General features: G+C 37.2%; 10 protein-coding genes. 2 read left to right on the forward strand and 8 right to left on the reverse strand.

Annotated features, from left to right (window positions below; all coding sequences use genetic code 11):
* Nucleotides 1–53: 53 nt before the first annotated feature.
* The 4 genes from lepA to gpr form a co-directional block, all read right to left on the reverse strand.
* The gene (gene lepA / locus V7097_RS07875; RefSeq protein ID WP_335703054.1) at nt 54–1,877 is read right to left on the reverse strand and encodes a translation elongation factor 4; all 1,824 of its coding nucleotides are present in this window, start codon (nt 1,875–1,877) and stop codon (nt 54–56) included.
* A gap of 113 nt (nt 1,878–1,990) precedes the next feature.
* Nucleotides 1,991–2,344 (reverse strand): YqxA family protein, encoded by a 354-nt coding sequence (locus V7097_RS07880; protein WP_335703055.1) that lies wholly within the window; start codon nt 2,342–2,344, stop codon nt 1,991–1,993.
* Between the two features lie 12 nt (nt 2,345–2,356).
* Nucleotides 2,357–3,553 carry a stage II sporulation protein P gene (gene spoIIP, locus V7097_RS07885; protein ID WP_335703056.1) on the reverse strand — a complete coding sequence of 399 codons (1,197 nt, stop codon included), beginning with the start codon at nt 3,551–3,553 and terminating at the stop codon, nt 2,357–2,359.
* Between the two features lie 86 nt (nt 3,554–3,639).
* Nucleotides 3,640–4,767 carry a GPR endopeptidase gene (gene gpr / locus V7097_RS07890; RefSeq protein WP_335703057.1) on the reverse strand — a complete coding sequence of 376 codons (1,128 nt, stop codon included), beginning with the start codon at nt 4,765–4,767 and terminating at the stop codon, nt 3,640–3,642.
* A 248-nt stretch (nt 4,768–5,015) separates the two neighbouring features.
* Between gpr and rpsT the strand changes: the two genes are divergently transcribed.
* Nucleotides 5,016–5,282, forward strand: a complete 267-nt coding sequence (rpsT, locus tag V7097_RS07895) for a 30S ribosomal protein S20 (protein WP_335703058.1) — start codon at nt 5,016–5,018, stop codon at nt 5,280–5,282.
* A 63-nt stretch (nt 5,283–5,345) separates the two neighbouring features.
* Here the strand turns inward: rpsT and holA are convergent, their stop codons facing one another.
* Entirely contained in the window at nt 5,346–6,362 is a 1,017-nt protein-coding gene (holA, locus tag V7097_RS07900) for a DNA polymerase III subunit delta (RefSeq protein WP_335703059.1), read from the reverse strand.
* 587 nt (nt 6,363–6,949) lie between these two features.
* On the opposite strand from holA, the gene V7097_RS07905 reads away from it, so the two are divergent.
* On the forward strand, nt 6,950–7,084 hold the full coding sequence (locus V7097_RS07905; protein WP_335703060.1) for a YqzM family protein: 135 nt from the start codon (nt 6,950–6,952) through the stop codon (nt 7,082–7,084).
* A 74-nt stretch (nt 7,085–7,158) separates the two neighbouring features.
* Here the strand turns inward: V7097_RS07905 and V7097_RS07910 are convergent, their stop codons facing one another.
* Genes V7097_RS07910 through V7097_RS07920 form a run of 3 tightly spaced genes read right to left on the reverse strand, consistent with a single transcriptional unit; the run spans nt 7,159 to nt 10,723 of the window.
* Nucleotides 7,159–9,528, reverse strand: coding sequence for a DNA internalization-related competence protein ComEC/Rec2 (locus tag V7097_RS07910; RefSeq protein WP_335703061.1), 2,370 nt, complete (start codon nt 9,526–9,528; stop codon nt 7,159–7,161).
* On the reverse strand, nt 9,491–10,060 hold the full coding sequence (locus tag V7097_RS07915; RefSeq protein ID WP_335703062.1) for a ComE operon protein 2: 570 nt from the start codon (nt 10,058–10,060) through the stop codon (nt 9,491–9,493). The genes V7097_RS07910 and V7097_RS07915 overlap by 38 nt, the downstream gene beginning before the upstream one ends.
* Before the next feature lie 60 nt (nt 10,061–10,120).
* The gene (locus V7097_RS07920) at nt 10,121–10,723 is read right to left on the reverse strand and encodes a helix-hairpin-helix domain-containing protein (protein ID WP_335703063.1); all 603 of its coding nucleotides are present in this window, start codon (nt 10,721–10,723) and stop codon (nt 10,121–10,123) included.
* Nucleotides 10,724–10,773: the final 50 nt, after the last annotated feature.

Here is a 10,773-nt window from a genome sequence, read left to right on the forward strand (position 1 = left end):
ATCACTTCTTTCTAAAATAGAGAAAACCGCAGAATATCTGCGGTATCTCAATATTACTTGTCGTCCATTTTTAATACTGCCATGAATGCTTCTTGAGGTACTTCGACTGAGCCTACTTGCTTCATTCGTTTCTTACCTTCTTTTTGTTTTTCAAGAAGCTTACGTTTACGAGAAATGTCTCCACCGTAACATTTTGCTAACACGTTTTTACGTATTGCTTTTATAGTTGAACGTGCGATAATCTTTTGTCCAACCGCTGCTTGAATAGGTACTTCGAATTGCTGTCTTGGAATTAGTTCCTTCAGCTTCTCTACAATTATTTTTCCACGTTCATATGCTGTATCCTTATGAACGATAAAGGATAGTGCGTCAACTTGCTCAGTATTCAATAGAATATCCATCTTTACAAGCTTAGATGGTTTATAGCCAATTAATTCGTAGTCAAATGAAGCATAGCCCTTTGTACTTGATTTTAATTGGTCAAAGAAATCATAGACGATTTCCGCAAGTGGAATTTCATAAATGATACTTACTCGTTTTTCATCAAGGTATTGCATATCGATAAAAATACCACGTTTACCTTGGCAAAGCTCCATTACAGCTCCAACAAAATCATTAGGTACCATCATTGTTGCTTTTACATAAGGCTCTTCAATTCTATCAATTTTTTGTGGGTCTGGCATGTCAGATGGGTTATCAATTTTTAAATCCGTTCCATCCGTTAGGAATACATCATAAATAACACTCGGTGCCGTAGTAATTAAATCAATTTTAAATTCTCTTTCAATTCTCTCTTGAATAATTTCCATATGCAATAAGCCTAAGAATCCGCAACGGAAACCAAATCCAAGTGCCTGTGAAGTTTCCGGTTCAAATTGAAGGGCAGCATCGTTTAATTCAAGCTTTTCCAATGCGTCACGTAAATCATTGTATTTTGCTGTATCGATTGGATACAATCCACAGAATACCATTGGATTTAGGCGTCGATAACCTGGTAATGGTGTTGTTACACCATTTTTTGCATTCGTAATCGTATCACCCACACGTGTATCACCAACATGCTTGATTGATGCTGTTAAAAATCCAACATCTCCAACTGTAAGTTCTTCCTGTAATGTTGCACGTGGTGTGAATACACCTGCTTCTATAACCTCAAACTCTTTACCAGTTGACATCATTTTAATTTTGTCACCTGGCTTAACAGTACCTTCGACAATACGAATATAAGCAACTACACCACGGTATGGATCATATACAGAGTCAAAAATTAGTGCCTGTAACGGAGCATCCGGGTCACCTTGTGGTGCAGGGACCTTTTCTACTACCTGTTCTAAAATATCTTCAATCCCTATTCCCGCTTTAGCAGATGCAAGAACTGCTTCTGAGGCATCAAGTCCGATCACATCTTCAACTTCTTGTCTTACTCGCTCTGGGTCAGCACTTGGAAGGTCAATTTTATTAATTACCGGTAAAATTTCCAGGTCATTGTCTAATGCAAGGTACACGTTTGCTAAGGTTTGTGCTTCAATACCTTGTGCTGCGTCGACAACAAGTACAGCACCTTCACATGCCGCTAAACTACGTGAAACTTCATATGTGAAGTCAACATGTCCAGGGGTATCAATAAGGTGGAAAGTATATTCTTCCCCATCTTTTGCCTTATATTTTAATTGTACAGCATTTAGTTTAATTGTAATGCCACGTTCTCTTTCTAGGTCCATGGAGTCTAGCAATTGCTCTTTCATTTCACGATGGGTTAACGCATTTGTTTTTTCAAGAATGCGGTCAGCCAATGTTGATTTACCATGGTCTATATGAGCAATAATTGAAAAATTCCTGATTCTAGATTGTCTATTACGTCTCTCTTCTTGGTTCATTAAAAATCCTCCTGTATGGAACAACTACACTAGATTAGATTATACAGAAACATTTTAAGACATTCAATTATGAAAAAAAGAGCTTGCCTATTTTTTGGCAAAACTCTCACTTCTTACAGTTTGTCTAAGACACTTCCGATTCCGTTTCCAATGGCAATCATGATTTTTTCAAATAGAGTACTGATCCCATTTCCTAGCTTTTCACCAATGCTTGAAAAAAGGTTAAAGGCTTCTACGTCCTCTAGTTGTTTTTGTTTTTGTTCTAGATCATGACTAGTTACTCTTCGACCTAAGACCGATGCTTCCACTTCACCGTTATCATCGGAGATATGAAAGGCACCTTGAAGAGAGGGGTCATTATAGCCCCTCATATTCTTCATCCCTTCATTTGCTTGCTGCATCCCGATCAATACTCCTAAAAGGAGAACGGTCACAATTAAAAAACATTTCATTATGAATTTCACCATTGGAATTGCTCCCTATTCCTCATTTTCTACGTCTGCGTTTACTTTCTCGGCCTGCCAGTAGTATTCAGCAAAGACATCAGCTATTGCAGTTGCTGTTCTTCGAAGCTCTTCAAAATTATTATCAACGCCACCAAATTCGATTAGCATCGCATTCTCGGATTTGTCTTGGTTATAGATACCATTATTACCAGCACCACCTTGATCTAATACTCCTCTGCTTAATCCGGGATATTTTTCCTCTAACAATTCATGTAGTTTGTTTGCTAATGCAAAATTTTTCGCAAATTGAGGATTCTCTGTTCCAACAACAAATGCTATTTTCGCATATGATTTCCCATTAATCGTCACTGTTGTGGTTTCTTTTCGATGAGCATCACGATGTAAATCAAATAGGTAATTTAATTCTTTGTTACTCGCCATTGCACTAGTCACTAAATCACCAGATGCTTTATATGATTGAAACCAGTTATAACCTTTTTCTTTTAAAAATTTATCCATATTTCTTGTATCAATCTCCGTACCAATTCCACGTGCCTCAAATTCCTCACTAAGCATCTTGCCCACTCTTGTTATATTGACCTCTGGATGCCTTGCATTATTTGCATTTGTCGTATCCACTCCCTTTAGGTGTGGAAAGAACGATTCATAGGAATGAGTGTGATAAATATAGGCAACTTTTTTATCACCGGTCGTCATCGCTGGCGGCGGTACAGGTTCAGAAGGCTTTTCAGCTTGTTCGACATTTTGAGTGGCCACTTGTCTTTCATCTAATAAAACATCCAAAGGCGGTGGAGATTCAATTGGCATATTCGTATAGTTCGTTCCCTCACCAGCTACTAGAATCTTTCCATCGAATATTGAGAACCCCGGAAGTTCTCTACCTAAAAAGCTCCGTGGGTCATCCAATGTAAGGTTGGTGGCTGCTTTAAATACTGCCCCTAGATAGTCAGGCTTAGTTGTAGATTCAGGTAAGCCTTGAACGAAATAATGGTTTTCATACCCTAATAAGTGAACAAGTGCTTCACCTGAAAGATTTGTTGCTACATTACTAATGGAAGAAGAACTTATTCTATACTCTGGTTTAAGAGAGACAATCGCTCCCGTGATTGTAAACAATAAAATAAAACTAAAAATGAGGAATAGAATTCCTTTCACAATGCTAGTTCCTTGAATTGAGATCATCATTCCCTGAGCCCGAAAACTCTTCATATTCTACCTCCTCAATGTTTGTCTATCATATTGATATGAACAAACATCGATTAGTAGAACTGAATTGGTAGAATCTCTTCCTTTTTTTAATGCGTGTAAGCACCTGAATTATCCTGACCAATTTCACCGTGTAATGCCGTGTTAAGACCACCTGCAATTACATTGGCCATGTCTTCAATAAAGACATCCACCTCTTTTGGCGTAACCATTAAATTATGACCAAGAGGCGCCAACACTTCATGAATGAGCTTTCTTTTTTCGTCCTCTGGTAGAGTTCCAACAATTCCTAAGAACGTATTTCGTTCCTGCTCCCCAGGTAAGTCATCTTCTGTTAAAACCTTCTTTTCACCAAAGCTCATACCAGCAGGTACTAGTGAACGTGAAGGCTTATCTCCCTCCCTAAGCTCTCTACCAAAATGCTTTAATATAAAATCAAACGCATCACTTGTAATAGAAACAGCATCCACTACTGTTGGTATTCCAATGGCGATTACGGGAATACCTAAAGTCTCTTTACTCAGTTCCTTTCGTTTGTTTCCAACCCCAGAACCCGGATGGATCCCTGTGTCCGAGATTTGAATGGTTGAATTCACACGCTCCACTGAACGTGCTGCCAGTGCATCAATGGCTATAATAAAATCAGGCTTTGATTTCTCTATCACACCATATATAATGTCGCTTGTCTCAATTCCTGTTAATCCCATCACTCCTGGAGCAATTGCACTCACAGAGCGAAAGCCATCCTGAACATTTTCAGGCTGAAGTGCAAAGAGATGTCTTGTAATTACCAGGTTTTCAACCGCCATTGGTCCAAGGGCATCTGGGGTGACATTCCAATTTCCTAAGCCCACAACAAGGCAGCTTGCATCCCTTCCAATATTTAAGTTTGAAAGGAAATGATTAAACTCCTTTGCAAAAACTTCTTGTACCTTTTGTTGGAGCTCTGAATCTTTTTGACGAATTCCCTGAACTTCTAATGTTAAGTAGTTTCCTTTTTTCTTTCCTATTGCATTTGCACCTTCGTCGGTAATTTCAACAGTTGAGATTGTAATGCCATCTTCTTGTCTTTCTTTTATGATGACACCTTCAATTTCTGATACAGGCTGTTGATCTTCTTTTAATGATTTATTACGTTCCTCTACTGCCATTGCACTTGCTTCAACGGCTAAGTCTGTACGAACTGAATATTTTGTTAAATCTAGTTGTTCTCCCAATCCAATAACCTCCATTTTTCACATAGTATTTATAGCTTTACCCCCAAAAATGCGGTTCATGCAATTTTTATCCTGTGGTAAATAGATTGGTATTGCATTATTACAGTCAATTTGATAGAATAACTTTTGTTGTAACATCAGAGTATCAATGACTGTATTTGAGATCATTTAGCGAAGTAAAGAGAATTTCCGTCATCGTAAATGATTGATCGTGTTAGATCATCTTGATATTCGCAGGAGGTGAAAGTATGCCAAATATTAAATCAGCTATCAAACGTGTAAAAACAAATGATGATCGTCGTGCTCAAAACGCAACTGTTAAGTCTGCAATGCGTACTGCTGTGAAAAACTTTGAAGCATTAGTTGCTAATAACGACGCTGAAAACGCACAATCAGCATTCGTTACTGCTACAAGTAAACTTGACAAAGCGGCTCGCAAAGGTCTTATCCATAAAAATGTTGCTGACCGTCAAAAATCTCGTCTAGCTAAAAAACTTAGCGAGGTTAATGCATAATACCGAAAAGCGCTAGAGCCAGACAATAAATAAACGACTCGAATTGAGTCGTTTTTTTTATGTTCATTTAGCTAACTTCATTATAAATAATTCCAATATCAACTTCTTATCCATTTTACCGTTTTTCATTTCATAATCTGCTTCAGCAAGCTGGTTCATAATTTTTAGAAGCTCTTCCTGTGTAAATAAATTGGATTGTCCACCTGCAAGCTTGACACGGAATGGATGGACCTTCAAATTTCCAGCAATCTGCTGTTGTCCGTAACCTTGTCTAGAAAGCTCCTTCACCTGAAAAATTAATCTAAACTGCGTAGCAAGCAAGGATAAAATTTTTATTGGCTCTTCATTATTTTGTAATAGGTCATAAAAGATACGTAATGCCTCATCAAGTTTACGATTCACTACCTTATCAATAAGCGAAAAAATATTTTGCTCCAAGGATCTTGGTACGAGCAACTGAACGGTTTCCTCCGTAATCTCACCATTTGCCCCAAGGTATAAACACATTTTATCTACTTCCTGCGTAATGTTCATGAGATTCGTCCCCGCTACCTGTAAAAGCTCTTGCATCGCAGCTGGACGAATGGTAACCTCGTGCTGATTTGCTCGATCGGCAATCCAACTATGTAAATCCTTTTCAAACAAGGTATTAACAGTTAGAACTTCCGCATTTGCTTTTAAAAGCTTGACGATTTTTTTTCGTTCATCGAGCTTTTCATATGGTGCAGTAAACACAAGAATTGTAAATGGAGCAGGGCTTTTCAAATAATGCTCAAGAACCGATACATTATGTTCAACCTTGTCCTTATTTTTCTCAGCAGTTAAGAATGAAGGATTTTGTAAAATAACAAGCCGTCTTTCGCCCATAAAAGGAAGGGTTTCTGCATCAGCTAAAGCAACCTCAATTGGTGTTTCCTCTAAGTCAAATACTGATAAATTAAAATCCTTTTCTTCTTCTTCAATGCTATATTTAATAAGTAATTCTTTTGTTTCCTGGATTAAGAAACTTTCAGATCCATGTAACAAATAGACCGGTGCAAATTGTTTTTTCTTAATTTTTTTCCAAAGCTCTAAATTCATTTTTATCCCTCTCCACTACTAAGCCTTCATTACCTAACTAATCGTATCGAGAAATCGTATTTTTTTCAACAGGTACAATCAAAAACGTCTTGGCGTTTTTGTGCCCAAATTTTTTAGTCCCACCCGGTGGGTCACAAAGACGTTGCCACAGAAGGTGGCATCCTTAGTCTTTGATCCTACGCTCGAAAACCTACCTCTGAAAAATCTGTGGCATCCGCCGGTGGCTTTTTCCTTTATACTGCTTTGCTGAATAAAGGAAAAAGTAAAAAGGGAATTGGTTTTTGCCAATTCCCAATCTATATGAAACATTACCAAACAAGCCCCGGGTAACTTGCCTGAGTAATGATAATTTTTTATCGGAACATTACCGAGATGTATGCTTATGTACTATTAGGATTCACTTTGTTTTTTGAACTATTTGTGACAAGTGTTGTTAATAAAGGAAGTGTATCGGATAATAGGGGGAAAAGGGTTGTTACTTTCTTTCGGCATTGTTTTATTTTGTAAAACAAAACCAATTTTTAAAAGGAAATCTAGATTTTTTTGGGTAGTTAGGCTATACTATAACTGTTTAGGAGGGGTTAGGCGTGAACGAATTTGAAAAGAATATTAAAAACACACGAAATGATGTTGTAGATGCTGGAATAGCATTCGTTGTATCATTTGGCTTCTTCGCTACAATTTTCATTATCGCAACTTTAATTAAGGTTATCGGAGCTTAAAACCGACAGAATACATACTGTCAAATAGAGACTGTCCTTTTGGCAGTCTCTTTTCGTATTTACTCTACTGTATCTTATGGAATTGTGCGCATAAAGGTTCCTGAATTTTTATAATAGCGATATTGAATTGCACCATCTTTGTCAGTTCGATAAACCTTTATTTCTTCTTCATTAAAAAGATTAATGACATCCGGATGCGGGTGGTTAAATCGGTTATTTACCCCTACTGGAATTAATGCAATTTTAGGATTAATAAATTGAATAAACGCCTTCGTTGAAGATGTTTTACTCCCGTGATGACCTACCTTTAATACATCCGCCTGTAAGTTTTTATACGATTTGCTGAGCTCAAGTTCCACATCTTTTTCAATATCCCCTGTAAATAGCCAGTTTAGACCACCAAGTTTCGTATAAATAACAATGGAATTATTATTTTCCTCTATCTCATTTCCTTTCGGTGCAAGAATAAAAAATGTGTTCTCACCTTCCTTCCAATTTTGTCCACGTTCAACTAGATTAATGCGAATTCCTTTTTTCACGGCTATTTTCTTCAACTCAGCTTCTTGGATTGTATCCTGTTTGCTTTTTCCTAAAATGATTTCTTTAATCTTTATTTTTTCAATTAGATCTTTTGCCCCGCCAATATGATCTTGGTCACCATGTGTTAGGATAAGCTTATCTAAGCTGCGAACCCCTTTTGACTTCAAAAAGGGAATAATAATATCTGCAGTTGAAAATTCTTTTCTTCTTTCTCTCCATTGTTCCTGTTCAAATTGAATCGTTCCTCCAGTATCAATTAAATAAACCCCTTTTCGGAACGGGAGTTCAATATAAATACTATCCCCTTGCCCGACGTCGATCATTGTAACTTCTCCATATGGATTTAAGTATGGCAGGATTACATGGAGCATTAAAACCCCAATTGGCGCAAGAAGCGCACGTTGCAAAAGCACTTTCTTCTTCTCCCAACAAATTAAAAAATAAAAGATCGTAACACAATACAAAATCATGAGGACTGGCCCTGGTTTCCCTAGTGTTAGCACAGAGAATGAAAATTGCGAGACCCAAACGGTAGCTTGATTTAATAATTCCATCATCCATGATAGGATGGCAGCAAAAATTTGACCGATTGGCTCAAATATTCCTAGTAAAAACAAAGTAAACAAAGCGAACGGCAAAATAATTACAGAATATAATGGAACATATAGCATATTTAGTGGCAAGCTTAGCAATGAAAACTCAAAAAAGTGAAATAGTAAAATGGGCAACGAGGCTATTTGCGATAAAAATGAAACCGCGAATAAAGAAGAAAAAGCATTGGAATAATGTTTAAATATTGCTTTTGAGGATAAAATCAATGATGCACTGACCATGAAGGATAACTGAAAACCAATGTTAAGTAAAACATACGGATTAAACGCAATCATAAAAATAAAAACAAAACTAATGACATCAAGCATACTCGCCTTCTTCCACCACAAGATCGTCGCAAATAACAGCATACACATCAGTACAGATCGTATAACAGAGGGAGAACCTCCTGCAATTATGATATAAACTGGCAATAAGCTTAAGAGGAGAATCGAGGTAGACTCTCGTGTCACTCCAAATCGAATACATAAAAAGTAAAACATACCGGTCAAAAGACTTACATGAAGCCCCGATATTGCTAATAAATGGATCAAACCTAGGGATTGATAGGAAGTTTCGATATCATTCGCGATATTCGTTCTTTCTCCATAAATTAAAGCTTGGATAATCCCTGCAGTGGACCCATCGAAATGAGAATCAATCTGTTGAATACCTGCTTCACGGATTTGTAATAGCCAACGACTCATCGACCACTTTTCCTGTGAAACACATTTTTCAGGTGTTATAGAGCTTGCCTCAAAGATCCAATGGATTTTTTGAGAATATAAATACTTCTGATAATCAAATGAATGTGGATTTCTTGAGACCTGTGGCTCTTTAAGAGTTCCCTTGAAGGAACACATTAACCCTATTTGTACGGATTTACTAAGTTGAAATTTTTCAACTTCAGTTTCGATGTAGTAAACCAACAGTAGCTTTTCATCCTTTGAGGTGTTTACAATGACGGAGAGCTTATCACCATTAAAATCGGGAGTCTCTACTAATTCGGCATTTATTGTAGTGGTCGTAGGTGCTAGCTTGGTTTGATTATTAGAATCAACGAGCATGAACGAACACATGAAGAAAAATAGTGTTAATATACTTAGGATAATAAGTGAAAAATGGTGGCGGATTAGGATAAAACATAATAAGAGGAGCGTGAGAAGAATGCTAAACCAAGAAAAAGAGGTATAAGGGACTAGTATACCTAATAACGAAAAAAAAGCGAGATAGACAAGCTTCCCTTGTACATAGTCCCCATATTTCCTGATTAAATTAGACGATATTTGAAAAAAGTGTGAGAGCTTGCTCATGTAATGCCTTTATCTCTTTATCTTCCGCACCTGAATCCGTTAATTTCTCAATTAATTCATTGACAAATTCTAATTTCTCTTTCGATTTTAGATCAATCACCATTTCTTGAAGTGGAACCTTTTGAACAATTACATTCGAATTCTCGAACATTTCAATTGCGTATGGATGATTTTTATAATCCTTCGCATAATAAACAACTTTGATTCCTGCCTGGATTATTGCTTTTGTACATTGGAGGCAAGGAAAATGTGTTACATAGATTTCTGCATTTTCTGTCGGCACACCAAACTTTGCACACTGTAATAACGCATTCATCTCAGCATGTACAGTTCTTATACAATGATTGTCGACAACATAGCAGCCCTCATCAATGCAATGTGTTCCGCCTGAAACTGACCCATTATAACCCCCTGCAATAATTCGCTTATCTCGAACAATTGTTGCTCCAACTGTTAATCGTGTACATGTACTTCTTAATGCAAGTAAATGGCTTTGAGCCATAAAATATTGATCCCATTTGATTCGATTCAAATTTCCCCCATCCCTTCTACAAAACCTTACAATTATTTTATCGGTAGCCCCTATGAATCGTCAATTCAATTTGAGTTCGTCCTTTATCTTCTCAAAGGATTTTTCACCAATCCCACTTACTTGAAGTAGATCCTCAAGTTGTTTATAAGGCCCATTTTCTTCCCGATATGCGATAATTGCTGCCGCCTTAGATGGTCCAATTCCTGTTAATGTTTCAAGTTCTGCTTGTGTCCCCTTGTTTAGTGATACTTTCCCATCATCCTTACTTGATAAGCCACTAGTCTTAATTTCAGTGTTTTCACCAATACGCGGAACATAAATGACCATTTCATCCACCACTCGCTCGGCTAGATTTACTTGTCTATGTTCTGCATCTTCAGTAAATCCTCCAGCAATATCAACGACATCCTTGACTCTCATTCCCTCCCCGACTTCAAATACTCCCTCATTATGTACCGCCCCTTTAATATCCACAAGTATGACCTTGACCTCGTCGACTAAGGGCTCCTCTTCAACTACCGGTTCAAGTACCAATTCCTCCTCATTAATGTTAGGCTCAAGCTCTGTTTCTCGTCCGAAAAAATGATAGAACACGATAAACATAACAATACAAATTCCACAGATCATAAATATTAATTTCATTTTTTTATCTTTAAAATTCATGATTTACCGCCCTTTCTTTTTACCTTAGATTAAATACGCCTTGGCGTATT

The organism is Bacillus sp. JJ1562 (assembly GCF_036962705.1).
Taxonomy (GTDB): domain Bacteria; phylum Bacillota; class Bacilli; order Bacillales; family Bacillaceae_L; genus Ferdinandcohnia.

Excerpts from the sequence above, each read along its gene's own strand:
- V7097_RS07920 (WP_335703063.1), bottom strand. The coding sequence starts at position 10,723 with ATGAATTTTAAAGATAAAAAAATGAAATTAATATTTATGATCTGTGGA.
- holA (WP_335703059.1), bottom strand. The coding sequence starts at position 6,362 with ATGAATTTAGAGCTTTGGAAAAAAATTAAGAAAAAACAATTTGCACCG.
- V7097_RS07910 (WP_335703061.1), bottom strand. The coding sequence starts at position 9,528 with ATGAGCAAGCTCTCACACTTTTTTCAAATATCGTCTAATTTAATCAGG.
- rpsT (WP_335703058.1), top strand. The coding sequence starts at position 5,016 with ATGCCAAATATTAAATCAGCTATCAAACGTGTAAAAACAAATGATGAT.
- lepA (WP_335703054.1), bottom strand. The coding sequence starts at position 1,877 with ATGAACCAAGAAGAGAGACGTAATAGACAATCTAGAATCAGGAATTTT.
- V7097_RS07880 (WP_335703055.1), bottom strand. The coding sequence starts at position 2,344 with ATGGTGAAATTCATAATGAAATGTTTTTTAATTGTGACCGTTCTCCTT.
- spoIIP (WP_335703056.1), bottom strand. The coding sequence starts at position 3,553 with ATGAAGAGTTTTCGGGCTCAGGGAATGATGATCTCAATTCAAGGAACT.